Origin of the sequence: Rhodoferax sp. PAMC 29310, from assembly GCF_017948265.1 — a bacterium.
Taxonomy (GTDB): Bacteria; Pseudomonadota; Gammaproteobacteria; order Burkholderiales; family Burkholderiaceae_C; genus Rhodoferax.
Window position 1 is genome coordinate 2,684,638 of sequence record NZ_CP072852.1, and the last position, 25,092, is coordinate 2,709,729.

19 protein-coding genes are annotated in these 25,092 nt (G+C 59.1%); 5 read left to right on the forward strand and 14 right to left on the reverse strand.

Translation table 11 applies throughout. The features are described from left to right. Nucleotides 1–138: 138 nt before the first annotated feature. From J8G15_RS12400 to J8G15_RS12430, 7 genes are all read right to left on the reverse strand, one after another. On the reverse strand, nt 139–1,746 hold the full coding sequence (locus tag J8G15_RS12400; RefSeq protein WP_210542321.1) for a glycerol-3-phosphate dehydrogenase/oxidase: 1,608 nt from the start codon (nt 1,744–1,746) through the stop codon (nt 139–141). Nucleotides 1,747–1,878: 132 nt separating this feature from the next. Next, nucleotides 1,879–3,609 carry an ABC transporter substrate-binding protein gene (locus J8G15_RS12405; protein ID WP_210542323.1) on the reverse strand — a complete coding sequence of 577 codons (1,731 nt, stop codon included), beginning with the start codon at nt 3,607–3,609 and terminating at the stop codon, nt 1,879–1,881. Between the two features lie 96 nt (nt 3,610–3,705). After that, on the reverse strand, nt 3,706–4,014 hold the full coding sequence (locus J8G15_RS12410) for a DUF2160 domain-containing protein (protein ID WP_210542324.1): 309 nt from the start codon (nt 4,012–4,014) through the stop codon (nt 3,706–3,708). Between the two features lie 12 nt (nt 4,015–4,026). Next, nucleotides 4,027–4,839, reverse strand: a complete 813-nt coding sequence (locus J8G15_RS12415; protein WP_210542326.1) for a carbohydrate ABC transporter permease — start codon at nt 4,837–4,839, stop codon at nt 4,027–4,029. Continuing rightward, on the reverse strand, nt 4,832–5,725 hold the full coding sequence (locus J8G15_RS12420) for a carbohydrate ABC transporter permease (RefSeq protein ID WP_210542328.1): 894 nt from the start codon (nt 5,723–5,725) through the stop codon (nt 4,832–4,834). The genes J8G15_RS12415 and J8G15_RS12420 overlap by 8 nt, the downstream gene beginning before the upstream one ends. After that, nucleotides 5,722–6,798 carry an ABC transporter ATP-binding protein gene (locus tag J8G15_RS12425; protein WP_210542330.1) on the reverse strand — a complete coding sequence of 359 codons (1,077 nt, stop codon included), beginning with the start codon at nt 6,796–6,798 and terminating at the stop codon, nt 5,722–5,724. Before J8G15_RS12425 ends, J8G15_RS12420 begins: the two co-directional genes overlap by 4 nt. A gap of 1 nt (nt 6,799) precedes the next feature. Next, a complete protein-coding gene (locus tag J8G15_RS12430) occupies nt 6,800–7,876 on the reverse strand; it encodes an ABC transporter ATP-binding protein (RefSeq protein WP_210542332.1) in 1,077 nt (358 codons plus the stop codon). 174 nt (nt 7,877–8,050) lie between these two features. Here J8G15_RS12430 and J8G15_RS12435 point away from each other — a divergent pair, with 174 nt between their 5' ends. The 3 genes from J8G15_RS12435 (at nt 8,051) to proC (ending at nt 11,253) form a co-directional block, all read left to right on the forward strand. Then, on the forward strand, nt 8,051–8,818 hold the full coding sequence (locus J8G15_RS12435; protein ID WP_210542334.1) for a DeoR/GlpR family DNA-binding transcription regulator: 768 nt from the start codon (nt 8,051–8,053) through the stop codon (nt 8,816–8,818). Between the two features lie 38 nt (nt 8,819–8,856). Further along, nucleotides 8,857–10,350, forward strand: coding sequence for a glycerol kinase GlpK (gene glpK, locus J8G15_RS12440; RefSeq protein ID WP_210542337.1), 1,494 nt, complete (start codon nt 8,857–8,859; stop codon nt 10,348–10,350). A 75-nt stretch (nt 10,351–10,425) separates the two neighbouring features. Beyond that, complete coding sequence (gene proC / locus J8G15_RS12445; protein ID WP_210542339.1) at nt 10,426–11,253, forward strand: pyrroline-5-carboxylate reductase; 828 nt, start codon at nt 10,426–10,428, stop codon at nt 11,251–11,253. Nucleotides 11,254–11,277: 24 nt separating this feature from the next. Here the strand turns inward: proC and ubiA are convergent, their stop codons facing one another. From ubiA to recG, 7 genes are all read right to left on the reverse strand, one after another. After that, the gene (gene ubiA, locus J8G15_RS12450) at nt 11,278–12,195 is read right to left on the reverse strand and encodes a 4-hydroxybenzoate octaprenyltransferase (protein ID WP_370627420.1); all 918 of its coding nucleotides are present in this window, start codon (nt 12,193–12,195) and stop codon (nt 11,278–11,280) included. After that, complete coding sequence (locus tag J8G15_RS12455; RefSeq protein WP_210542344.1) at nt 12,192–13,088, reverse strand: Dyp-type peroxidase; 897 nt, start codon at nt 13,086–13,088, stop codon at nt 12,192–12,194. Before J8G15_RS12455 ends, ubiA begins: the two co-directional genes overlap by 4 nt. Before the next feature lie 15 nt (nt 13,089–13,103). Beyond that, the gene (locus J8G15_RS12460; protein WP_210542346.1) at nt 13,104–14,057 is read right to left on the reverse strand and encodes a LysR substrate-binding domain-containing protein; all 954 of its coding nucleotides are present in this window, start codon (nt 14,055–14,057) and stop codon (nt 13,104–13,106) included. Between the two features lie 46 nt (nt 14,058–14,103). After that, complete coding sequence (locus tag J8G15_RS12465; RefSeq protein WP_210542347.1) at nt 14,104–14,406, reverse strand: putative signal transducing protein; 303 nt, start codon at nt 14,404–14,406, stop codon at nt 14,104–14,106. Nucleotides 14,407–14,447: 41 nt separating this feature from the next. Next, nucleotides 14,448–17,489 (reverse strand): EAL domain-containing protein, encoded by a 3,042-nt coding sequence (locus J8G15_RS12470; RefSeq protein ID WP_210542349.1) that lies wholly within the window; start codon nt 17,487–17,489, stop codon nt 14,448–14,450. A gap of 190 nt (nt 17,490–17,679) precedes the next feature. After that, the gene (locus J8G15_RS12475; RefSeq protein WP_210542351.1) at nt 17,680–20,298 is read right to left on the reverse strand and encodes a bifunctional diguanylate cyclase/phosphodiesterase; all 2,619 of its coding nucleotides are present in this window, start codon (nt 20,296–20,298) and stop codon (nt 17,680–17,682) included. Between the two features lie 289 nt (nt 20,299–20,587). After that, a complete protein-coding gene (gene recG / locus J8G15_RS12480; protein WP_210542352.1) occupies nt 20,588–22,699 on the reverse strand; it encodes an ATP-dependent DNA helicase RecG in 2,112 nt (703 codons plus the stop codon). A gap of 91 nt (nt 22,700–22,790) precedes the next feature. Here recG and queA point away from each other — a divergent pair, with 91 nt between their 5' ends. Further along, a complete protein-coding gene (gene queA, locus J8G15_RS12485) occupies nt 22,791–23,891 on the forward strand; it encodes a tRNA preQ1(34) S-adenosylmethionine ribosyltransferase-isomerase QueA (protein WP_210542354.1) in 1,101 nt (366 codons plus the stop codon). Beyond that, entirely contained in the window at nt 23,878–25,083 is a 1,206-nt protein-coding gene (gene tgt / locus J8G15_RS12490; RefSeq protein WP_210542356.1) for a tRNA guanosine(34) transglycosylase Tgt, read from the forward strand. The genes queA and tgt overlap by 14 nt, the downstream gene beginning before the upstream one ends. The last annotated feature ends 9 nt before the right edge of the window (nt 25,084–25,092 follow it).

Consider the following 25,092-nt stretch of genomic DNA (forward strand, 5'->3'; position numbering starts at 1 on the left):
CCAATCACTTCCAGTCAGTCTTGGGCCCGTCGTCCATGACATGAACCACTCACATCACTTCCTTTGGGCAGATACTTCATACTTTTTCAAGCGAAGCCAGCTATTATGCCGTCGCCTTTTGTTTTTGACAAGTCTTTTTTACGAGGGGAGCGTTAAATAGTGAATTGTCAGCTTCATAAATGCGTCGACCTGTGGATCTAGGCCAGTTTCCTCCTGAAGAATTGCTCCAACTTTCTCTGCCAAACTGGCGGCTTTTCGAGCGTCCAAAAAAAGCATCCGCGAACGTCTAGCAAGCATATCTTCGACTGTGACAGCATATTCATAGCGAGCAGCAAATCGGACCATACCTTCCGTCAGCCCTTCGTCAAGCGCTTGATCTGCACCAGGCATGAGGCGCAAGTGCTTTTGGTCTGAGCCATAAGAATGCGGTCCTGGCGGTGCGCAAATAGATTTGACGTCGTGGTGCGACCCGTCCGACCCAACCACTTTCAACTTGACGGTGACGCCACTCTTTCGCCGCTCAATGAGTGAGTGTTCTGCACAACTCTCGAGCACATCCTCCGCCATGGCACGGTAGGTCGTCCATTTACCCCCGGTTACCGTGACCAATCCACTCCGACTGACCAAAACAGTGTGCTCGCGACTTATTCCTTTGGTATTAGAGCCTTCGTCGTCTTGGGGCTTCACCAAAGGCCGTAGCCCAACCCAGACACTTTTCACATCCGCCCGCTTTGGCGCGCGCTTTAAATAACGGGCCGACTCACTCAATATGAAGTCGACTTCTTCTTTGAATGGCTGAGGCTCTCTGGACAGATCGCTGCGCGGGGTGTCTGTGGTGCCCAAAATGACCTTGCCTAACCATGGCACAGCGAACAACACCCGTCCGTCTGCTGTTTTTGGCACCATCAACCCAACATCTGCATCCAAAAACTCCCGATCCACGACCACGTGCACACCCTGACTCGGCGCCAACATGGGGCGCGTCGAGCTTTGCCCGCTAGCGTCATTAACCGCACCATCCTTAATCCGTAACTCATCCACCCACACTCCGGCCGCGTTAATGACACAGCCAGCGTCAAGGTCGAAGGTCGCACCTGAAAGGACATCTACACATTGCAAGCCCTTGATTTTTCCATCGACATACAAAAGCTCATTGGCGCGACAGTAGTTCACCAACAATGCCCCATGCACCGCTGCCGTGCGTGCAAGCGCCAAAGCCAAGCGAGCGTCATTGAACTGCCCATCCCAGTACTTGACGCCGCCCTTGAGCCCTGCCGGTTGAGCGGTCGGCAATTGGGCAAGTGTCTCGGATCGACTCAATAGTTCAGTGCGCCCTAACCCAGCCTTTCCGGCAAGGGCGTCGTACATTTTGAGTCCCACACCATAGAACGGCGTCTCCCAGTACTTGTAGGACGGCATGATGAAGGACAGCGGCTGCGCAAGATGTGGCGCATTGTTCAGCAACGTTGTGCGCTCATGCAAGGCTTCACGCACCAAGGAAATATTTCCTTGAGCCAAATAGCGCACGCCGCCATGCACCAGCTTGGTGGATCGCGAGGAAGTGCCTTTGGCAAAATCATCGGACTCAACCAGCACCACACTGAAGCCTCGCGCCGCAGCATCCAGAGCCACGCCCAGGCCGGTTGCACCGCCTCCCACAATGGCGATGTCGTAGCGATGGGGCTGTGCGAGCCGAGAAAGCAGCTTCTTCCGGATGGTCGGTAATGGCGATGTTTCAGTTGACATAGTTAGAGATGTTCGATTTGAAGTTCAAAGAGCCACCAGTCAGAGGTGAGGTATGCGCTCAGTTGCTGGCGAAAAAGGCCGTGAAAGTCACACTTGCACGGCCTTTCCTCCCAGTGATTCGCTAAAAAGCGTTTAGCGGACCTTGCCGTTTTTCCATGCGGTCAACAATGTGTCGTACGCGATGGTTTCACCCTTTGGCTTCTCGTTGGCCAGCTTTTTCCATGGGGCACCTTTGTCGCTCAGCCATTTATCGGCGTTGCTCTTAGGGTTCAACTTGGGCGGGCAGTGTGCCATGCCCGAGCGCTCCAGGCGGGCCATCACGGCGTCCATCTCCTCTGCGAGATTATCCATCGCTGCCTGAGGCGTTTTTTCACCCGTCACAGCCACGGCAACGTTTTTCCACCACAGCTGAGCCAGCTTTGGATAGTCAGGAACGTTCGTGCCGGTAGGCGTCCATGCCACGCGTGCCGGGCTGCGATAGAACTCAACCAAACCGCCCAATTTCGGCGCCATGTCGGTCATCGCCTGGGACTGAATGTCTGACTCACGGATGGGCGTCAGGCCAACGGTTGTCTTTTTCAAGGACGTCGTCTTGGCAGTCACAAATTGCGCGTACAGCCATGCTGCAGCCACTTTGTTGGCATCGTGATCCTTAAAGAACGTCCATGATCCAACGTCTTGGTATCCGTTCTGCATGCCCTGCTTCCAGTAAGGTCCATTCGGGCCAGGTGCCATGCGCCACTTTGGAGTGCCATCGGCATTCACGACAGGCAAGCCAGGCTTGATCATGTCAGCGGTGAAGGCGGTATACCAAAAGATTTGCTGCGCAATTTGGCCTTGCGCCGGGACTGGACCCGCCTCGCCAAAGGTCATGCCGATGGCTTCTTTCGGCGAATACTTTTTCATCCAGTCGATGTATTTGGTGAGCGCGTAGACTGCGGCTGGCGAGTTGGTCGCGCCACCACGAGAGACGGATGCACCTTGAGGTGTGCAGCCGTCTGCCGAAGCGCGGATGCCCCACTCATCAACCGGTTTACCGTTCGGGATTCCGACATCAGCTGAGCCGGCCATAGACAGCCAAGCATCGGTGAACCGCCAACCTAGGGAAGGATCCTTCTTGCCGTAATCCATGTGACCATAAATGGCTTTGCCGTCGATGTTCTTGACGTCGTTGGTAAAGAACGCGGCGATGTCTTCGTAGGCACTCCAGTTCAATGGCACGCCCAAGTCGTAGCCATACTTCGCCTTGAACTTCGCCTTCAGCTCAGGCTTTTCAAACAAGTCGGCGCGGAACCAGTACAAATTAGCGAACTGCTGATCAGGCAATTGGTACAACTTGCCATCAGGTCCGGTTGTGAAGCTGGTGCCGATGAAATCCTTCAGGTCCAATCCAGGATTTGTCCATTCTTTGCCGCTGCCCGCCATGTAGTCGGTCAAATTCATGATCTTGCCGTAGCGGTAATGCGTACCAATCAGGTCAGAGTCCGTGATCCAGCCGTCATAAATTGATTTACCGGATTGCATGGACGTTTGCAGTTTTTCGACTACATCGCCCTCGCCGATCAGGTCATGGGTGACTTTGATCCCCGTGATTTCTTCAAAGGCCTTTGCCAGAGTTTTGGATTCGTACTCATGCGTGGAAATGGTTTCCGACACAACCGAAATCTCTTTTACACCTTTGGCTTGGAGTTTTTTGGCCGCGTCAATGAACCATTTCATTTCAGCCGCTTGTTGTGTCTTGGACAGGGTTGACGGCTGGAATTCACTGTCAATCCACTTTTTAGCGGCCGCTTCGTCAGCCCAACCTGGGCTCGATACAGCGCATGCCATCGCCACGGCCAATACGGAATATTTCAACTTCATTGTCAGTCTCCTCAGATCAAAAAACCCCTGTTTAGAAGGCAGGAACGGCTCCAGGGGGTAAACAAACCGTCGCTTTACTCAATGAGGTGCCTTGGCCTACCCCTTGCGCATGATGAGTGCCAACAAGGCCATCGAAACTACAAAGCTGATCCAGATGGAAGGATCAGCCTCCAACTTCAAAATCTCAGCCATCCAGCCGCTCAGGCCGACAAAAGCAAGATTGGTATAGGCCGCAGCCAACAAGCCGATGAACAACCGATCTCCGCGGGTGGTTTCCATGGGCAAAAAGCCTTTGCGCAATATCGTTGGGGACTTAATTTCCCAAACTGTCATTCCAGCCAACATCAGCCCAATACAGGTAAAGAAAACGGCCACCGGGGTGGTCCATGCCATCCATTGATACATACAGCCCTCCTGTTAAACACGACCCATCGCGAAACCCTTCGCGATGTAATTTCGAACAAACCAAATCACAATGGCGCCCGGCACGATGGTGAGAACCCCAGCCGCAGCCAACGTGGCCCAGTCCATACCCGACGCCGAGATGGTTCGAGTCATCGTGGCAGCGATCGGCTTCGCATTCACGCTGGTCAAGGTACGCGCCAACAGCAATTCCACCCAACTGAACATGAAGCAAAAGAAGACGGTGACGCCCACGCCTGCCTTGATCAGGGGCAAGAAAATTTGGATAAAAAATCGGGGAAAAGAGTAGCCATCAATATAGGCCGTTTCATCAATCTCTCTCGGAATGCCACTCATGAAACCCTCCAGAATCCACACGGCCAGCGGCACGCTGAACAAGAGATGTGCCAACGCGACCGCCAAATGGGTGTCCATCAACCCAACCGAGCTGTAGAGCTGGAAAAAGGGCAGCAAGAAAACGGCCGGTGGCGTCATGCGGTTGGTCAGCAACCAGAAGAACACATGTTTATCTCCCAGAAAACGGTAGCGTGAGAACGCATAGGCAGCAGGCAGCGCCACAGTGAGAGAAATCACCGTGTTGATTGCCACGTAGATCAAGCTGTTGATGTAGCCCGAGTACCAGGCCGGATCGGTCAGAATCGTTTTGTAGTTGGCCCAAGTGAAGTCTTGGGGAAACAGGGAAAAGCCCGCGACGATCTCGTTGTTTGTCTTGAACGACATGTTGATCATCCAATAGATGGGCAACAGCGCGAAGATGATGTACGCGATCAGGAACAGCGTGCGTTTTTGAAACTTCGGCTTAGTCATGGCCACCCTCCTTTTCCTGGGTGCCGACTCGCTGCATCCAGTTGTACAAGATAAAACACAGTAGCAAGATGATCAAGAAGTAGATCAGCGAGAACGCGGCGGCGGGCCCCAGATCGAACTGACCCACCGCTTTTTGCGTCAGGAACTGCGACAGGAAAGTCGTCGAGTTGCCCGGACCGCCGCCCGTCAGCACAAAGGGTTCGGTGTAGATCATGAAGCTGTCCATGAAGCGCAGCAACACCGCAATCATCAACACGCCACGCATTTTTGGCAGTTGCACATACCGAAATACATCGAGCTTGCTCGCGCCGTCAATGCTGGCTGCCTGGTAGTACGCATCTGGAATTGACCGCAATCCGGCGTAGCCCAGCAAGGCCACCAAAGGCGTCCAATGCCAGACATCCATCAACAGCACCGTCAACCATGCATGTGTGGCGTTGCCCGTGTAGCTGTAGTCAATCCCCATGCCTTGCAGCGCGGCCCCCATGAGGCCGATGTCGGTGCGGCCAAAAATTTGCCAGATGGTGCCCACCACATTCCATGGGATCAGCAACGAAAGGGAGACGATGACCAGCACCGCTGATGCCTTCCAACCCGTGGCGGGCATCGACAAGGCCAGCAAAATACCCAAAGGTAGCTCCACGGCCAAGACCGAAAACGAGTAAATCAACTGCCGCATCAGAGCGCCATGCAACTCTTCATCTCGCATGATGGCTGCAAACCACTCTGTACCCACAAAAACACGCCGGTCCAGTGAAATAATGTCCTGTACTGAATAGTTGACGACCACCATCAAGGGCAGGATGGCCGAAAATGCAACGCAAATCAGGACGGGGAGAACCAGAAACCACGCCTTCTGATTCACCGGCTTAATGGTGGTGCTCATTGCACAATCTCCTCATTCTTATAAAAGCAGGTGTGCTCATCCATCACCTTCAGCCAGATGGGCGCCCCTATGGTCAATTGCTCGGTGTCCGATGACAGCCTTGCTTTGACGGTGTAGCCAGCGCACTTAGCGCTCAGCATCACATGCGTACCGACGTCTTGCACATGGGCGACTTTCATTTCCAGCGCACCGGGGGCGTGAGCCGGTGCCAATGACACGTACTCTGGCCGAATACCGATCTTGATATCCCCCGTAGGCAAGGTCCGTCCTGGCGGCAAAACGAGCGTTTGGCCCGACAAATCAATGCCGTTCTCGCCCACCACACCTGGCAGAAAATTCATGCCCGGCGAGCCAATGAAATGCCCAACAAAGGTGTGACTGGGCCGCTCGAAAAGATCCGCAGGCGATCCCACCTGAACCGCCCTGCCTCGCGTCATGACGACCACTTGATCAGCAAAGGTCAGTGCCTCCACCTGATCGTGTGTGACGTAGATCAGAGTCAACTTCAACTCATGGTGAATTTGCTTGAGTTTGCGACGCAGCTGCCATTTGAGGTGGGGATCGATCACCGTCAAAGGCTCATCGAACAGGACAGCTGAAACGTCAGGACGCACCAGTCCGCGCCCTAAGGATATCTTCTGCTTGGCGTCGGCCGACAGGCCTGACGCTCGCTGATTGAGTTGCCCACTCATTTCCAGCATTTCCGCAATTTCACCGACGCGTTTGTTGATTTGCTCTTTCGGCATTTTTCGGTTTCGCAAAGGGAACGCCAAATTCTCTGCCACCGTCATCGTGTCGTAAATCACCGGAAACTGGAATACCTGTGCGATGTTTCGCTGCTGAGGCGTTGCGCTGGTTACATCGCGGCCATCAAAGCTCACCTGCCCTTGCGAGGGAGTGACCAGTCCGGACATGATGTTGAGCAGCGTGGTCTTGCCGCAGCCAGACGGTCCGAGCAAGGCGTAGGCGCCACCATCCTCAAACGCCATCTTCAAGGGCAACAGAGCGTAATCGCTGTCCTGCTTGGGGTTCGGCTTGTAGGCATGAGCCATGTCGAGTTCAATGCGAGCCATATCAGCGTCCTCCGCCCCGCACCGGAGCCAGCAACAGCAAGCCCTTCGCGTCAAACACATAGACTTGTGCCGGGTTGAAATAGAGAGGCACTTGCGCACCCCACTCAAAATAATGAACCCCAGTGAGCTGTGCCACGAGTTCGCCCACCGGTGTCGCCAGATGGACAAAGGTGTCTGAGCCAGATATCTCAGCCAACTCGACCTTGCCGATAACGCTGACATCACCCTCTGCAGCCGTAACCCTGAGTGAGCCGGCGCGCATGCCCACAGTCAACTGTCGCGATGGCGTTGTTGGCAGCGCCAAGGGCAGCAGCGGTCCACCGTTCAGCTGTACGCCGCCAGACGTTGCCGCGTTGGCGGACATCAAGTTCATCGGAGGGTCGCTGAAGGCCCGCGCCACGCGAAGTGACTTGGGCTGGTGAAATACCTCCGAAGTCGGGCCGTACTGCAACAACTCACCCGCATCCAGAACCGCGGTATAGCCCCCCAGCAACAGCGCTTCTCCAGGCTCAGTGGTGGCGTAAATCACAGTAGAGTCCCCTGCCGAAAAAAGGTCAGTCAACTCGTCCCGCAACTCTTCTCGCAGTTTGTAGTCCAAATTGACAAGGGGTTCATCAAGCAGCATCAAGGGTGCGCCCTTTGCCAAGGCGCGCGCCAAGGCAACGCGCTGCTGCTGCCCACCTGAAAGTTCGGCGGGCAGGCGATCAAGAAACATTTCGATATGGAGTTTTTCAGCCAGTTCGCGCACTCGCTGGTCAATGTTCTTGTCACCGCGCAATTTCAAAGGAGACGCGATGTTGTCGCGCACCTTCATGGACGGGTAATTGATGAACTGCTGGTAAACCATGGCAACATTGCGATCACGCACTGGCACTCCCACCACGCTCTTCCCGTCGACCTTTACTTGCCCGCCGGAGGGAACATCGAGACCCGCCATGATGCGCATCAGACTGGTCTTGCCGGATTGTGTCGCCCCCAGCAACACGGTGACTGCCCCGCTCAGGGGGGCCAAGCTCATGTCGTACAACCACGTTTGTGGCCCGACCTTTTTGCTGATGCTCTCAAGAGTCAACTGCATCACACCACCTTTAATGAAGAAAATGAACCGATTCGAATTGAATATTCGATTCGTTAAATTATTATTCGTTTTGATTCGTTTGGACTCAGTAATTACCCTATACATATTCCTTTTGTTTCGTTTTAAAGTGTGATTCGCCTTTCATCGATCCCTCTTCGATCAAAAATTACAAGAATGAACCCCAACCCCAGACAACTCAAACTACTTGCCGTGGTTCAAACCCACAACACAGTCACGGTAGAATTTTTGGCTGACACCCTCGGGGTTACGCTGCAAACAGTGCGGCGCGATATCCAGCGCATGGCTGACGAGGGCTTGCTGACTCGCTTTCACGGTGGCGTTCGTGTGCCAAGTTCCACAGTTGAGAACATGGCCCACCCGCAACGCGAAAGTCTGAATGTGGAGGGCAAGCGACGCATCGCCAAAGCGATCGCCGTGGCGGTGCCCAACGACTGCTCCCTCATTTTGAACATTGGTACCACCACGGAAGCCGTGGCGCGGGCTTTGCTGCAGCACAGCGGCTTGCGCGTGATCACCAACAACCTCAATGTCGCCTTGATTCTGAGTGCCAACCCTGAATGCGAAGTCATCGTCGTCGGTGGCGTGGTGCGGGGGCGCGACCAGGGAATTGTGGGCGAGGCTGCCGTGGACTTTATTTGCCAATTCAAGGTCGACATCGCCGTCATTGGCATTTCCGGCATTGAAGACGACGGCTCCTTGCGCGACTTTGACTACCGCGAGGTCAAGGTGTCACAAACCATCATCTCCCATGCGCGCGAGGTCTGGCTGGCGGCAGACGTCAGCAAGTTCAACCGCCCGGCCATGGCCGCCGTCGGGCATTTGTCGCAAATTGACCGCCTGTTCACAGACGCTCCACCGCCCGAGCCTTTTCCGGCTTTACTTGACGATGCACAGGTGCGTTGTGATGTTTCGATGGCCTGACGCCTGCCCCTCTCTTTGAATTCTTTTAAGCCTTCACCATGACCTACCTACTCGCCCTGGACCAGGGCACCTCCAGCTCTCGCAGCATTGTGTTTGACGCCGCTGGCCGCACCGTGGCCCAGGCCCAGCGGGAGTTGAACCAGATCTACCCCCAGCCGGGCTGGGTCGAACACGACCCGCAGGAAATCTGGCGCACCCAACTGGCCACCGCCCGCGAAGTGCTGCTCAAAGCCGGCATTGAAGCGAAGGACGTGCAGGCCATTGGCATCACCAATCAACGTGAAACCACGGTGGTGTGGAATCGCCGCACCGGGCTGCCGATCCACCACGCCATCGTCTGGCAAGACCGCCGGGCAGAACCAACTTGTATTGCGCTGCGCGAACGCGGCCTGGCGGAAACCATCCGGCAAAAAACCGGTCTGCTGGTGGACGCCTATTTTTCCGGCACCAAGCTCAAATGGTTGCTGGACAACGTTCGGGGCGCCCGTCAACTGGCAGAAAACGGCGAATTGGCTTTTGGCACGGTGGACAGTTGGCTGATCTGGCGCCTCACCAACGGCACCGTGCATGCCACGGACGTGAGCAACGCAGCGCGCACCATGCTGTTCAATGTTCACACTAACCAGTGGGACCCGGAGTTGCTCCAGGCCCTGGATATTCCCGCCGCGATGATGCCTGAGGTTCAACCCTCAAGCTCACACTTTGGCGAGGTCAGCCCTGACCTGTTGGGCCACGCGATTCCGATTGGCGGGGTCGCTGGTGACCAGCAAAGCGCGCTGTTTGGGCAAGCCTGCTTCAAGGCGGGCATGGCGAAAAACACCTATGGAACCGGTTGCTTCATGCTGATGCACACGGGCGATCATTTTGAAACCTCGCACAACGGCCTGATCACCAGCGCCGCCGCGCAGCCGTCCAACACCCCCGCCTATGTGTTTGAGGGCAGCGTCTTTGTGGGCGGTGCCGTGGTGCAGTGGCTGCGCGACGGGCTCAACGCCATCAAAGGCAGCGGCGAAGTTCAGTCCCTGGCGGAAAGCGTGCCGGATGCGGGCGGGGTGATGATGGTTCCGGCCTTCACCGGCTTGGGCGCCCCCTACTGGAACCCCGACGCCCGCGGCACCATCACGGGCCTGACTCGCGGCAGCACGGTGGCCCACATTGCAAGAGCGGCACTGGAGAGCATTGCTTTTCAAAGCGCGGCGCTGTTGCAGGCCATGAGCCGTGACGCGATTGACGCCGGCATTGCCCCTGTGTCCGAACTGCGAGTGGATGGTGGCGCCTGTATCAATGACTTGCTGATGCAGTTCCAGGCCGACCTGCTGGGCATTCCCGTGGTGCGCCCCGCCGTCACTGAAACGACCGCCTTGGGGGCCGCTTATCTGGCGGGCCTGTCCACCGGAGTTTACAAAAGCACGGACGAATTGTCTGACCTGTGGAAAGCCGACCGGCGCTTCTTGCCCACCTTGGCCCCGCACCGGGCGAAGGAGCTCATGGCGCGCTGGGAACATGCGGTGCGACAAACCGTGGCGCTGTAACCCGGCCCAGCTTCGTTTTTGAGTAGACTCATTTGATTTGGCGCCCACCCCGTGGCCCACCACCCGAGGATATTCATGAACGAACGCATTGCATTCATTGGCGGGGGCAACATGGCCAGCGCCATCATTGGCGGGCTGATTGCCCAGGGCAAATCCATCGACCAGATCGACGTGGTCGAGCCCTTTACTGACGCCCGCGCCAAGCTGCTCAGCAGCTTTGGCATCACCGCCCACGCTGAAGCCGGCGCTTTTCTGGCCGGTGCCGACCTGCTGGTGTGGGCCGTGAAACCCCAAACCTTCAAAGAGGCTGCAGCGTCTGTACGCGCTCACAACCAGCACGGTTTGCACCTGAGCGTGGCGGCCGGCATTTCCAGTGACAGCATTGCGCGCTGGCTTGGGAGCGAACGGGTGGTGCGCGCCATGCCCAACACCCCGGCCCTGATTGCCAAGGGCATCACCGGCCTGTTTGCGCGAGCCGAAGTTACCGCATCCGACAAGGCCCTCGTCGACCAGGTCATCTCGTCCACGGGGGAATTCATCTGGCTGGACGACGAGGCGCAACTGGACGCGGTCACGGCCCTGTCGGGTTCCGGCCCGGCTTACATGTTTTATTTCATGGAAGCCATGACGACGGCTGGCGTCGAGATGGGATTGCCCAAAGACACCGCCTACCGGCTGGCTGTGGCCACCTTCATGGGTGCGGGTGAATTGGCGCATCGCTCAGACGAGGCACCCGAGGTGTTGCGCGCGCGCGTGACGTCCAAGGGCGGCACCACTTATGCGGCTCTCTCGTCCATGGAGCATGACGACATCAAGGGCCAGTTTGTTCGGGCTATGCACGCCGCGGGGCAGCGGGCCAAAGAGCTGGGTGAAGAATTTGGCGCGGCCCAAGGCGCAAGGTAAATTGTGGGCCACCGGGGCAACGACTCACGCCAGGGAGTAGCTCAATGCGACACCTGCAAACAAGGTGAACCCCAGCCAGTGATTCAGGCGAAAGGCCTTGAAACAGCCGTCCCGCGTGCGGGAGCGAATCAAGGTGAAGTGCCAAAACACCTGGACCAACGCCACCAATATTGCTATATAAAACAGAGCGCCTTGCGCATATTTATCAAGGGCCAGAGCCCAAATAGACATGTACCCCAGGTAACAGGCCATGATGACGGGCACATCCCAACGCCCCAGTGTGATGGCCGAGGTTTTCATGCCAATCCTCAGGTCATCATCCCGGTCCACCATGGCGTACTCGGTGTCATAGGCCAGCACCCACAACAGGTTGCCCAGCAGCAACACCCAAGCCAAGGTCGGCACGCTGGACTGCATGGCGACAACGCTGAAAGCGCCGTTGCCCAACACGGCCGCGAATGCCATCGGAATCCCAAAGCTGAAGGCGACACCCAGCACCGCCTGCGGCATGGAGACATAGCGCTTGGCATAAGGGTAAATCAACGTCACCGCCAGGGCGGCGACCGACCACGCCACAGTCACGGCGTTGGTCGTCAGCACCAGTAAAAAGGCCAGCAAAGCCAGCACGGCACCCAGCCCCAGCGCTTCTTTCACGGTCACGGCGCCCGTTGTGACCGGGCGCCCGGCTGTGCGTTTGACGTGACGGTCAAACTCGCGGTCCGCCACGTCATTGATACAGCAACCTGCACTGCGCATCAAGACGGTTCCCAGCGTGAACACGGTGATCAAATGCCAGCCCGGAAACCCGCCGGAAGCCACCCATAAAGCGGTGAGCGTGGGCCACAGCAGCAGCAGCCAGCCGGCAGGCCGGTCCCAACGGATGAGGGCCAAATACAGGGACGCTTTGCTGCGCGGCGTTGGCGCGTTTAGCACCTCGCTCACAAGCCCAGATGGCGCAGGTCCAGACGCCCTCCCTGCATCGGTGGACACCAGAAAAATGCGCCCGTCACCGGCTTTGAGAAACGGAACAACGCATCGGTCACGCCATCGTCCACCCCCGCCATGCGGCGCATTTGTACTTCAAACGCGTCAAACGACTTGCCAAACGACACAAACACCAAGCCCGCGCTTTGTCCCTGTGACCAAGGCATGGAGCGGCGCACCACAAACGCCGATGGCTCAAAACTTTCCTGCTCGACACGCTTCACATGCGCTGACGCAGGCGCGTCAGCGAGTTCGACGTTGTCGCTGCGCCGGCGCCCAAAAGTGTGGTCTTGCTCTCTGCCCGTCATGGCCTCAAAGGCACCCAGGTCATGAATCCATTGTTGCACCACCATGAAGCTCGACCCGTCCAGCCCCTCACCGGCACCCTGGAGCAGGGCTGCCGCCACGGCCTCCTCGCCATCGGGGTTTTCCGTGCCGTCTTCATACCCGGTCAGGTCTCGCCCATGGCCATTCGGGCCTTTGCCGTGGCGAAACGCATCAATCAATTTATCCAGATGAAAAGCGGGCGACAGCGCGGCCTCAACTTGTCGGGTGAGGTGTACCAAGTCACCCCGGTCGGCAGCGCGCAACCAGACGCACAAGGAAGTCGGCGTGCTCGGCACTGGAACTCCGTCTGCGTCCAGCGCCACAAACGGGTGCAGGCCCGGCACCTCGGCTCCCAGCGCCTCAACCAACTCAGGCCCCAGCCCCACCAGCACGGTCAGTCCATCCACCAAATCCAAAAACTGACGCAACTGCTCACGAACGGCCAAGCCATCTTTCACTGAATAGAACAAATAGCGGCCCACCGTGGGGACCGGCGCCAGCACGGCGGCTTGGAAAAGAGACATCTAAAACACTCCAACTCAGGACAAACGGGTCACACCCGGCAATTCACAGGCGTAAATGGCATTGCGCAAGGCGGCAATAGCCTCATAACGGGTAAAACTACGTCGCCAGGCCAGCACCACCCGACGTGTGGGTGGATTTTTCTCAAACGGCAGGTATTTGACAAACGGATCTTCGTCGCGCTTGCGACGGGGTTTGGGCGACAGGGCCTCGCTGGGCACGCTCAGCCGGGGCACCAGCGTGACCCCCATGCCAGCGGCCACCATGTGCTTGATGGTCTCCAGGGAGGAGCCTTCAAAGCTCTTGCGAATGCCCTCGGTGTTGCTGGAGAAACGAGCGAACTCCGGGCACACCTCCAGCACATGGTCGCGAAAACAATGGCCACTGCCCAGCAACAACATGGTTTCCTGCTTGAGCGCTTCGGTGCTCACGGTGTCATGGGCCGCCAGGTCGTGGTGAAACGGCACGGCGGCCAGAAAGGGCTCGTCATACAACGGGGCCAAGGCCAGCCCCGCGTCAGGGAAAGGCTCGGCCAGAATGGCGCAGTCAATCTCGCCGGTGCGCAGCATGTCGAGCAGCTTGACGGTGAAGTTCTCCTGCAACACCAGCGGCATTTGCGGCGTATGGGTAATCATCTGGCGCACCAGGTCTGGCAGCAGATAGGGGCCAATGGTGTAGATCACGCCCAATGTGAGTGGCCCGTCCAGCGGATCTTTGCCGCGCTTGGCGATTTCCCGGATGTGGGTGGCTTGCTCCAGCACGCTTTGGGCCTGACGAACGATTTCTTCGCCCAAATGCGTCACAGACACCTCGTTGGCGCTTCGCTCAAACAGTTTGACTTCCAACTCCTCTTCCAACTTCTTAACGGCCACCGACAGGGTCGGCTGAGACACATGGCAGGCCTCGGCAGCACGACCAAAGTGGCGTTCTCGGGCCACGGCCACAATATATTTGAGTTCAGTGAGCGTCATGCCGTCATTGTTGCATTCAATTCGCGGGCAATGGCTGACGAGCCTCTCAGCGCGGCATCAGGGCGCCGCATTTCCAGCACTGCTCGAAACCGCCTTCAACCAACTCGCCACAGGTACAGAACCACCGCTGTTGCGGCACATGCTGAAGGTCATACAGGAGCGTGCGCGCCCTCTCCTCCTGTTGCTCATGGTGAATCCAGACCTCGGGCAAGCACTGGTCGGGAGGCAGGCCACCAGCCAAGCCGGACAGGTAGGCTCGCTCCACACTGCTCTCAATACCCTCCACGGCCAGGGCGTCGGCCCACAGGGTGGCAATGGCAAGGTTCGGAGCTTGTGTCAATCGCAGCATGGACTTGAGGATACGCGCTTTCGATCAAGCGCTTACTCCTGCTAGGACTCCGTCAGGGCGGACAGCTGCGCCAGCAAAGACTGGCTGGGGCCCTGCAGCTCGCCAAGGCGAGCGCAGGCCTGCTCACCTTCGCCGCTTGATTTCAGCTCACACAGACGTCCGGCAACGACATGCACACGGTCATGCAGAGGCGAAACAGATTCAAAACCCGGCCGCGAGCCGTGGTGCACCAGACCATCGCCCACCAGCCATCCGCCCAGTCGGCACTCGGTGGGCCCGAGCGGTGGCGGCTCCAGGCGCTCGCCTTTGATGTAGCGCTCAACCGCACCCAGCCAGGCCCGGTGTTCCACGCCGGCAATCAACAAGGGCAAGTCCTGCGGACGAATCAGGACCTGGTCGCGCCAGGCTGGTGCTGGCTGCCAGCGACGCAACCACCCCTCAATTTCAGAACCCGGCATGGCGGGCGCAATGCCATTTCCCTGCGCCAGATGGCACCCGAGTTGGAGCAGCATCACCCCATGCTCCACGGTCTCCACTCCCTCGGCAATCACCTCACGCCGGAAAGTCGAGGCCAACCCAATGATGCCCTCGAGAATGGCGAGATCATCCGGATCGTCCAGCATATTGCGCACAAAACTCTGGTCAATTTTGAGTTGACTCACCGGCAAGTGCTTGAGGTACGTGAGCGACGAGTAGCCGGTGCCGAAGTCGTCCAGCGCAAAAGTGACGCCATAGCGACGACATTCACTCATCACCGTTGAGACGTGGGCCATGTCGGTCATGGCGCTGGTCTCAAGCACTTCCAGCTGGAGGCAATCTGGCGGCAGATCAATGCATGCATCCTGCACTGCACGCAATCGCAAGGAGAAATCGGGCTGTTGCAGTTGGTAGGCACTCACATTCACACTCACCGGCAGCGTCAGACCTTGAAATTGCCACTGTTTGACCTGCTCCAGTGCGGTGGCCAGCACCCACTCCCCCACCTCCACGGCCAGCGCGTGGTTTTCGATCACCGGCAGAAACGCAGCAGGCGCCAACAAACCGTCCTCGGGGTGCTGCCAGCGAATCAAGGCCTCAACGCCAATCACCTGGCCAGTGCGCATATTCACCTTAGGCTGATAGTGAAGCACGAATTCAGAGTCCACCAAGGCACGCCGTATGCGCTCCAAGCTTTGGTGATGACCTCTCACGTGGCGGTCCAGCACCGTGTCAAAGACGTGGTGGCGGTTTTTCCCGGCCAGCTTGGCTTGGTACATGGCCTGGTCGGCCTGGCGCAGCAACTGATCCGCGTCCACCCCTTCCGATTGGGGAAAAAAGGTGACCCCCAGACTCGCAGAGACTTGCAGGGTTTGACCATTCAACTGGACCGGTTTGGCGGCAGCCGACAGCAGCCGGGTCAGCATGGGTAAACAGGCGTCGGCATTGTCCAGATCCAACAGCACCGCCACAAACTCGTCGCCGCCCAGGCGCGCCAGCGTGTCGCCCTCACGCTGGGTCTGCCCCATTCGCGCCGCCAGAGCGATCAACAACTGGTCCCCGGTTTGGTGACCGTAGCGGTCATTGATGGCCTTGAATCCATCCAGATCCAGATAGGCCACGGCCAACAGGGTGCCGCGTCGCTGCGCTTGAACCATGCCCTGATGAAGCCGGTCCGCCAGCAACACCCGATTGGGCAAGCCTGTAAGCGCATCGAAATGCGCGATGTGCTCCAACTGCTTTTGATGGGCCTTCATTTCCGTGATGTCGTGAATGGCCACCTGAATGGCACGCTCACCCTGGTAAACAATGGCCGTCCCTTGCACCTCGACATCAATGGTGCGCCCATCTAACCGGAGAAAGCGCGCCTCCACCATGCCGGTCACCGGCATGTCGCTGTTGATGCGTTCCATGCGGGCCCGCTGGCTGACTTGGCTATCGGGGTGGATCAAGTCCTGCGCTTGGTGGGTCATCAACTGCGCCGCATCACGTGCGCCAAACAATTTGATCGCTGCTTCGTTCACAAATAGCAAGGTTCCCATTCGGTGAACCAAAATGGGCTGAGGCGTGAATTCCACCAGGCTTCGGTAGCGCGCCTCACTTTCCCGCAACCCCTCCTCTGCCAGCCTGCGCACCGTGATGTCCTGCGTCACGCCCACTGCCTTCAAGGGCGTTCCATCGGGCGAATAGCTGATTTCTGCCTTTTCACGTACCCAGCGGATATCTCGCCCCACCTGCACCCGGTGTTCATGGTCAAAATGGCCAGACTTCACGGCACTGAGCCAAGCCTCTCCCATGGCATCGCGGTCCAAGGAGTACACACCGGCCAGGCAGGTGGCCTGATTTAGCACGGTGCCCTCTCTCAAACCCAGTATGCGGCAGGCCTCGTCCGAAAATCGCATGATGTCCGTGCCCAACTCATACCCCCAACTCCCGACGCGGGCAACCCCTTGAGCTCGCTGCAAGTCCAACTTGCCAGCCTCCATGTCGGCCGTGCGCTGGATCAGCGCAGCCGCGGCCTCCCGCGATTCGTCGATCCGATTTTGGTAGACGCGAACAACAAAGAAGGCAATCAGGGCCGCCATGATGTAGACAATGATTTGATCCACGCCATGCCAGACCAGCGGAATGGCGTATGCCCGCGCCAACCAGCCCCACTGTTCAGCCGCGATCAAACCGACAGTGGCGACCACCGTCAGACCCGCGGTGATCACCGCAGACAACGGGCTGAGCAACCAACCGGTCATCAAAATAATCAAGGGATAGGCAATGACGACCGGTGACATGACGCCACCAGTGAAAACCGCTATTACAGTCACCGCACTCCATGCCCCTATAGCCAAAAAACGCATGGCATGGCGCCAATGACCCCGGTACTGAATCAGCCATGCCACCAACGCAATGGCAGCGACGCCGATCGCTCCCCAAACTCGCTCAGGTTGCTGGGGCAAAACGACGCGCAGTACGAGAACGGCAATTGCCGCACCCACCAGCAATGCGGCGATGGAAAACCTCAGAAAGGTTAGCGACAGGGCCGGCGAGATCGGGCTGCGATGCGTATTGGCATCGCGCAAAAGCAATTTCGGCGGCAACGGTTTTTCTGACACGGGACTCCCAATATTGGCCCGAATGAACAGGACGGGACAGGCTCGCCATCCATTAATTTCGCCGCGCCGGCAATGACTCCATTCATAGGTGGCGTGCGATCAACGCCATTTTGACACCAGAACGGTGGCGGTCAGGCCGCCCCTAAGCAAACACGACACCTGGCGTTGTCGCCGGGGACGAGGTGCGGCGTCATCGGGCACCTCTCGCGCTTGGGCTCGGGTCACTCCAGACGGGAGCGACCTGCCACGCGGTGGACCACGGCGGGATTTGACCCGACGGCATGGGCCGGGCGATGCCAAACCCCTGAACCAGCTCACAGCCCAATTGCAGCAGCAAGGCGCCATGCTCCCGGGTTTCAACGCCCTCGGCCACTACCTGGCGGTGAAAGGCCCCGGCGAGACTGATGACGCCCTCCAAAATAGCCAAGTCATCGGGGTCCTCCAACATATCCCTCACAAAGCTTCGGTCAATCTTGAGGGTCGCCACCGGCAGGCGCTTCAGGTAGGTCAGAGAGGAGTAACCGGTGCCAAAATCGTCCAGCGCCATGGAGACTCCCATGGCTCGGCAGTCATCAATGACTTTGGACACATGCGTCAACTCGCCCAAGGCACTGGTCTCCAACACCTCCAACTCCAGCGCATCCGGCTTGAGCTGGGGATGCCGGGCCAGGATGTCGCCTAGCCTCGTCACGAAATCATGGTGCTGTAATTGGAGTCCCCCCACGTTGACGCTCAGCTGAATGTCCAGCCCCGTTGCGCGCCAAGCCGCCTGATCCCGCAAGGCAGTATCAATCACCCACTCTCCCAGCTCAATCGCCAGCGGATGCTCCTCAATCAAAGGCAAAAATTCGGCCGGCGGCCGCAGACCCAGTTCCGGGTGTTGCCAGCGAATTAAGGCTTCCGCGCCGACCACGGCGCCGGTTCGTAGGTTCACCTTGGGCTGATAGTGAAGAACGAACTCACGCGCCTCCAGGGCCTGACGGATCCGCGCCACCCCTTCATGGCGCCCGCGCAGGCTACGGTCCTGCTCGGCGTCAAACACAAGGTAGCCATTCTTGCCCTTCAATTTGACCTGGTACATGGCCTGATCGGCTTGGCGCAGCAATTGGTCGGCATCTACCTCGTCGGCTTGAGGATAAAAGGACACCCCCAGACTGGCGGACACCGCCAACCCAAAGCCCTCAAACTCGACAGGCTCGGCGACAGCGGCCAACAAGCGCAAGAAAAGCGAGGAATCCTCCTCCAGATTGAGCAGCACGGCCACAAACTCGTCGCCGCCCATTCGGGCCAGGCTGTCACCCTCTCGCAAAGCCTGCTTCATGCGGCGGGCCACCGTCACAAGCAGATGGTCCCCTGCCCCATGACCATGGCGGTCATTGACGGCCTTAAAGCCGTCCAAATCCAGGAATACCACCGCCAACCGCTGGCCCTGCCGCTTCGACTGCGCCATGGCTTGCTGCAACCGGTCGGCCAACAGCACGCGGTTAGGCAGTCCCGTCAACACATCAAAATGGGCCATGCGCGCCAGCGCAGCCTGTTGCGCCTTAAGTTCAGACACGTCATGAATCGCGACCTGAATAGCGGGCAGTCCTTCGTACACAATCGCCGTGCCCTGCACTTGCACGTCAAAGGCGGTGCCATCCAACTTCACGAAGCGGGCTTGCGTGGTGCTGGCAACGCTACCCTGGGTATTGATGAGCTTCATCCGATCAGCCTGCGCCGCCAGTGAGTCGGGATGAATCAATTCCGCTGCGGTTTTTTGTAGCAGCGTGGCTGCGTCCGCCGCGCCAAACAAGGCAACGGCAGCCTCATTGACATACACCAACTGCCCGTCTCGGTGCACCAACACGGGCTGCGGCGTCAGCTCAACCAGAGTGCGGTAGCGAGCCTCGCTGTCCTTTAACGCCAGCTCCACACGTTTTTTCTCGGTGATGTCCTGAACAATGCCTTCGGCCCGCAGCGCGCGACTTTGCGCGGAATAGACCAGTACCGCTTTCTGACGAACCCAGCGCACCCCGCCGTTCACCACCACCCGATGTTCTTCATCAAAAGACGCCCCTTTGAGGGCCGCCCGCCAAGCCAAATCCAGCGCATCCCTGTCCTCCGGATGGACGAGGTTTTTATAGTCCGAATACGACATGAGACTGTCCTGCGCCAGCCCAAAGATACGCATCATCTCGTCGGATGCCCGCATGGTGTCCGCCGCCATGTCGCCCACCCAGTTCCCCACGGTGGCCACCGATTGCGCGCGCTTCAGTTCAGCTTGGGAGGCCTCAAGCGCGACGCCTCGCCGCGCAAGATCCGCGCTGACCTTTCGCAGCGTTGTCAATCGAGCTTGGTACGCTTGAACCAAAGACAGGCCCAAGACGATGCAGAGCAAATACACAAGGATTTGATCCAAACCCTGCTTTATCGCCGTGGTGGCCAAGGGCTCCGGCAGCGCACCCCAAGAGTCCGCTGCCACAAAGCCTGCAGTGACTAGCACGGTCATCGCGCCGACCCACAAGGTTTGAGACCGGCGGGTCAGCAAACCAACCAACAAAATGAAGCCTGGATAGGCCACCACCATAGGAGCATGCACGCCACCGGTAAAGGCCACCACGACGGTAACCACCACCCAAAGCCCGAAAATGAGAATGTTAAGAGCAAGCTGCAATCGCTGTTGCAACATGAAGTACCAGCCCAGCATTGCCACTGCGCCAAACAGCACCGGACCCGCCAGGCGAAGCGTCTGACCAGGGGCCAGCCATTGCAAGAGTAGTAAAGAGCCCACTGCGACGACCATCATGGCGGCGATCACCCGCTTCATTGACGAACGGGACGAGTCCCAGTCGCCGGTGCCGTCAATGCCCCCGTCGCCGTAAATCGTCGATTGAAAATCTTCCTTGATGATGTCCCCTTCGTTTTGGCCTCAGTCGCCCGCAGCTCACGCCGATACCCCCCTTGAAAATGATCATAGTGCACTCCAGCCTCGGCTCGCTTCAGAATGCACCAACACTCCACAGCATGCCCAAAAATACTACAAAATAGATAGCGCGTTGCGCTTACCCCCCGAGCGATGGCAGCCCCTTCTGCCCGTAAAAACAGGGGCACCATCCTCAAGCCTTCAAATACTCGGCCTTGGTGCCCAGCCAGCGCTGCACGTGCTTCTCAGCCAGATGAGGGTGCTGGTCCAGCATCACCGGGGCCAGTTCCTTCGCCCATTCCAACAAATCGGCATCCAGCGCCAAGTCAGCAAAGCGCAGCAAAGCAGCTCCCGACTGGCGGGAGCCCAAGAACTCGCCGGGGCCGCGAATTTCCAGGTCGCGCCGGGCGATCTCAAAGCCATCGTTGGTCTCGGCCATGGCTCTGAGACGCTCGCGGGCGGTCTCGCCCAGCCGCGGTGCGTCGCCCGTTGAATACAGCAGCACACAGGCAGAAGCCGCCGCGCCACGCCCGACACGGCCGCGCAACTGGTGCAACTGACTCAGCCCAAAGCGTTCTGAATGTTCGATGACCATCAGGGAAGCGTTGGGTACATCCACCCCAACTTCAATCACCGTGGTGCTGACCAGCACGCCCATCTCGCCGCTGGTGAACAGCGCCATCACCGCCCGCTTTTCAGCCACTGGCATGCGCGAGTGCAGCAGCCCCACCATGACACCCGGCAACGCGGCGCTCAGCTCGGCATGGGTTTCGGTGGCGTTGGTCAGGTCCAGTGCCTCGCTCTCTTCAATCAGCGGGCACACCCAGTAGATCTGGCGCCCCTCCTGCAGCTGAAAGCGAATGCGTTCAATCACCTCGTCGCGGCGCGCGTCGTTCACCACTTTGGTGATGATGGGCGTGCGCCCCGGCGGCAATTCGTCAATGGTGGACACGTCCAAGTCCGCGTAATAACTCATGGCTAGGGTGCGGGGAATGGGGGTAGCCGTCATCATCAGCAGGTGCGGCTCCAGCAAAGTGGCGTCGCCCTCCCCGCTCTCGATCGTCAACTTGCTGCGCAGCGCCAGGCGCTGGGCCACGCCAAAACGGTGCTGCTCGTCAATGATGGCCAGCGCCAGCTTGCTGAACACCACCTTGTCCTGAATGATGGCGTGCGTGCCAATGACCAAGCCGGCCTCGCCGCTGGCAATCAGGGCCAACATCTCGCGCCGCTCCTTGGCTTTCTGGCTGCCGGTGAGCCAGGCGGTTTTGATACCGAGCGGCTCCAACCAACTGAGCAGCTTGGTGAAGTGCTGGCGCGCCAGAATCTCGGTGGGCGCCATCAGGGCGCACTGCCAGCCCGCGTCAATACAAATAGCCGCCGCCAAGGCCGCCACCACGGTTTTACCCGAACCCACATCGCCTTGCAGCAACCGGTGCATGGGCACGGCACGCGCCAGGTCTTGGGCAATGTCTTCGCCCACCCGGCGCTGCGCGCCGGTTAGCCCAAACGGCAGCGCGGCCAACAACTGCTCATGCAGTGGCGCCACGTCCCCCGGCGCCGCTCGCACTGCTAGCACGGGCGCCCGCAGCTTGGCCCGCTCGCGCTTGGCCTGCAACTGGGAAATTTGCTGCGCCAGCAACTCCTCGGCCTTAAGGCGTTGCCAGGCCGGGTGACTGTGGTCTTCCAGCGTGGCCAGCGGCACGTCAGGCGCTGGGTGATGCAAAAATGTGAGCGCCTCCCGCAGACCCCACCGGGGCTGGAGGCTGATTTGGCTTAAAAACTCCAGTGGAATGGTGTTGGACAACTCCGAGCGAGACAGGCCGCCGTCCACCGCCCGGCGCAGATACGCTTGCGGCAAACCGGCCGAGGTCGGGTAGATGGGCGTGAGCGCCACCGCCAAGTCGCCACCGGCGGGTTTAAAAGTGGGGTGCATCATTTGCAGCCCCATGAATCCGCCTTTGATTTCCCCGCGCACCCGCACCCGGTTGCCCACGGCCAGCGCTTTTTGGGTGGTGGGGTAGAAGGTGAAGAAGCGCAGGGTGCAGGTGTCCGTGCCGTCGTCCAGCGTCACCAGCAGTTGCCGGTGCCCGCCCAGCTTGACCTCGCAAGACGTCACCACGCCCTCCACCTGTGCCGACTGGCCCTCTCGCACCTCACTCAGGCGCTGAATCTGGGTTTCGTCTTCGTAGCGCAGCGGCAGGTGCAGCGCCAGGTCAATCGGCCGCGCCAAGCCGAGCTTGAGCATGGCTTTCTGCGGAATTGACAGAGGTTTGGGCTTGGTGGCAGGCGACGGCGCGACAGTCATGGCGTGATTGTGGCTCAGGGGCGGCGCCCACCTGCGACAATGGCGCCCCTTTCTTCAACCTTGGCACGGGGCTGTCCGCCCCTCAAGCACCATGACATCCACCTTCCCCGGCACCGAGCGTGCCTTCGCTTTAAGCGACTTCGACTTCGAACTCCCTGAAAACCTCATCGCCCAGCACCCCTCGGCCGAGCGCAGCGGCTCCAAACTGCTGGATGGCACCGCCGCAACACCGGTGGACCGCGTGTTCCGCGAGCTGACCAGCCAATTGCGCCCCAGCGACCTGATGGTGTTCAACGACACCAAAGTCATCAACGCCCGCCTCTTTGGCGAAAAAGCCACCGGCGGCAAGCTGGAGCTGCTGGTTGAGCGCGTGCTCACCGGCAACCAGGTGGCGGCCCACATGCGGGTGAGCAAGAAGCCCGAAGTTGGCGCCACCGTGGCGTTAACCGGCGCACCTGGTACGACTGCCCACCTGCGCGCCACCTTGCTGGGCCGCTGGCCCGATGCCGATGGCCCGCTGTTTCGCTTTGTGCTGTCCAACGACCAGGGCGACGACCCCTACACCCTGATGGAACGCCACGGCCACGTGCCCCTGCCGCCCTACATCACCCACACCGACTCGGCTGAGGACGCGGCGCGCTACCAGACCGTGTTTGCCAAAAACCCCGGCGCCGTGGCCGCGCCCACCGCCGCCCTGCACTTTGACGAGGCCTTGCTGAGCGCCATTGACGCCATGGGCGTCCAACGGGCCCATGTGACCCTGCATGTGGGTGCAGGCACCTTCCAGCCGGTCAAAACCGAAGTGCTGGCCGAGCACCAGATGCACAGCGAGTGGTATGACGTGCCACAGGCCACACAAACCGCCATTGCCGAGTGCCGTGCGCGGGGGGGCCGGGTGATTGCCGTGGGCACCACCAGCGTGCGCACGTTGGAGGCGTGGGCGCAAAGCGGGCAAGTCACGGGCGACACGCATATCTTCATCACACCCGGCTTTGACTTCAAAGTGGTGGATGCGCTAATCACCAACTTTCACCTGCCCAAGTCCAGCCTGATGATGCTGGTTAGTGCCTTTGCCGGGTACGAGCACATCATGGCGCTGTACCGCCACGCCATTGCCGAACAATACCGATTTTTTAGCTATGGCGATGCCATGCTGCTGACCAAAGAACAGGCCCGTCATGCTGAAGTTTGAACTGCTAAACAACGACACCGCCACCGAGAATTACGCCGGCACCCACGCCCGGCGTGGCGAGCTCACCCTCAACCACGGCGTGGTGCAAACCCCCATCTTCATGCCGGTGGGAACCTATGGCACGGTCAAAGGCGTGACGCCCAGCAGCCTGGAAGACATGGGCGCGCAAATCATTCTGGGTAACACCTTTCACCTGTGGATGCGCCCGGGACTGGACGTGATGGAAAGCTTTGGCGGCCTGCACCAGTTCGAGAAATGGGACAAACCCATCCTCACCGATTCAGGCGGCTTTCAAGTCTGGAGCCTGGGCGAGATGCGCAAGATCACCGAAGAGGGCGTGAAGTTCTCCAGCCCGGTGAACGGCGACAAGCTGTTTTTGACGCCCGAGATCTCGATGCAAATCCAGACCACGCTGAACAGCGACATCGTGATGCAGTTTGACGAGTGCACGCCCTACATCTCGGTCGAGCCCAAAACCAAAGGCCAACTCACCACCGAGGCGGAGGCGCGCACCTCCATGGAACTGAGCCTGCGCTGGGCCAAGCGCTGCCAAGCCGAGTTCACCAAGCTGGAAAACCCCAATGCCTTGTTTGGGATTGTTCAGGGCGGCATGTTCGAGAACCTGCGCCAGGAGTCTTTGGATCAACTGGTGGAGATGGACTTCCCAGGTTACGCCGTGGGTGGCGTGAGTGTGGGCGAACCCAAGGACGAGATGCGCCGCATCATGGCGCACACCCCGCACCGCCTGCCCGCCCACAAGCCACGCTACCTGATGGGCGTGGGCACGCCGGAAGACCTCGTGGAAGGCGTGGCGCAAGGCGTGGACATGTTCGACTGCGTGATGCCCACCCGCAATGCCCGCAACGGCACTTTCTTCACCCGCTACGGCGACCTAAAAATCCGCAACGCCCGCCACAAAACAGACCACCAACCACTGGATGTGACCTGCACCTGCTACGCCTGTGCTGGCAACTCCGGTGTGTCGTATGACCAAGGCGGGCGCAGCGGCTTCTCACGCGCTTACCTGCACCACCTGGACCGCTGCGGCGAAATGCTCGGCCCCATGCTGGCCAGCATCCACAACCTGCACTACTACCTGAACCTGATGCGTGAAGTGCGCGAATCGCTGGACGTGGGCGGCTTTGGCGCCATGGTGGCCCGCTTCAAGGCGGACCGGGCGCGCGGCGTTTAAAGGCACCGA

What these genes read in the sequence shown, in the direction of transcription:
- J8G15_RS12400 (WP_210542321.1), bottom strand. Translation starts at nt 1,746, where the DNA reads ATGTCAACTGAAACATCGCCATTACCGACCATCCGGAAGAAGCTGCTT.
- J8G15_RS12430 (WP_210542332.1), bottom strand. Translation starts at nt 7,876, where the DNA reads ATGCAGTTGACTCTTGAGAGCATCAGCAAAAAGGTCGGGCCACAAACG.
- J8G15_RS12455 (WP_210542344.1), bottom strand. Translation starts at nt 13,088, where the DNA reads ATGTCTCTTTTCCAAGCCGCCGTGCTGGCGCCGGTCCCCACGGTGGGC.
- J8G15_RS12465 (WP_210542347.1), bottom strand. Translation starts at nt 14,406, where the DNA reads ATGCTGCGATTGACACAAGCTCCGAACCTTGCCATTGCCACCCTGTGG.
- J8G15_RS12405 (WP_210542323.1), bottom strand. Translation starts at nt 3,609, where the DNA reads ATGAAGTTGAAATATTCCGTATTGGCCGTGGCGATGGCATGCGCTGTA.
- J8G15_RS12420 (WP_210542328.1), bottom strand. Translation starts at nt 5,725, where the DNA reads ATGAGCACCACCATTAAGCCGGTGAATCAGAAGGCGTGGTTTCTGGTT.
- J8G15_RS12460 (WP_210542346.1), bottom strand. Translation starts at nt 14,057, where the DNA reads ATGACGCTCACTGAACTCAAATATATTGTGGCCGTGGCCCGAGAACGC.
- J8G15_RS12425 (WP_210542330.1), bottom strand. Translation starts at nt 6,798, where the DNA reads ATGGCTCGCATTGAACTCGACATGGCTCATGCCTACAAGCCGAACCCC.
- J8G15_RS12410 (WP_210542324.1), bottom strand. Translation starts at nt 4,014, where the DNA reads ATGTATCAATGGATGGCATGGACCACCCCGGTGGCCGTTTTCTTTACC.
- recG (WP_210542352.1), bottom strand. Translation starts at nt 22,699, where the DNA reads ATGACTGTCGCGCCGTCGCCTGCCACCAAGCCCAAACCTCTGTCAATT.
- glpK (WP_210542337.1), top strand. Translation starts at nt 8,857, where the DNA reads ATGACCTACCTACTCGCCCTGGACCAGGGCACCTCCAGCTCTCGCAGC.
- J8G15_RS12415 (WP_210542326.1), bottom strand. Translation starts at nt 4,839, where the DNA reads ATGACTAAGCCGAAGTTTCAAAAACGCACGCTGTTCCTGATCGCGTAC.
- J8G15_RS12475 (WP_210542351.1), bottom strand. Translation starts at nt 20,298, where the DNA reads ATGAAGCGGGTGATCGCCGCCATGATGGTCGTCGCAGTGGGCTCTTTA.
- tgt (WP_210542356.1), top strand. Translation starts at nt 23,878, where the DNA reads ATGCTGAAGTTTGAACTGCTAAACAACGACACCGCCACCGAGAATTAC.
- proC (WP_210542339.1), top strand. Translation starts at nt 10,426, where the DNA reads ATGAACGAACGCATTGCATTCATTGGCGGGGGCAACATGGCCAGCGCC.
- J8G15_RS12435 (WP_210542334.1), top strand. Translation starts at nt 8,051, where the DNA reads ATGAACCCCAACCCCAGACAACTCAAACTACTTGCCGTGGTTCAAACC.
- queA (WP_210542354.1), top strand. Translation starts at nt 22,791, where the DNA reads ATGACATCCACCTTCCCCGGCACCGAGCGTGCCTTCGCTTTAAGCGAC.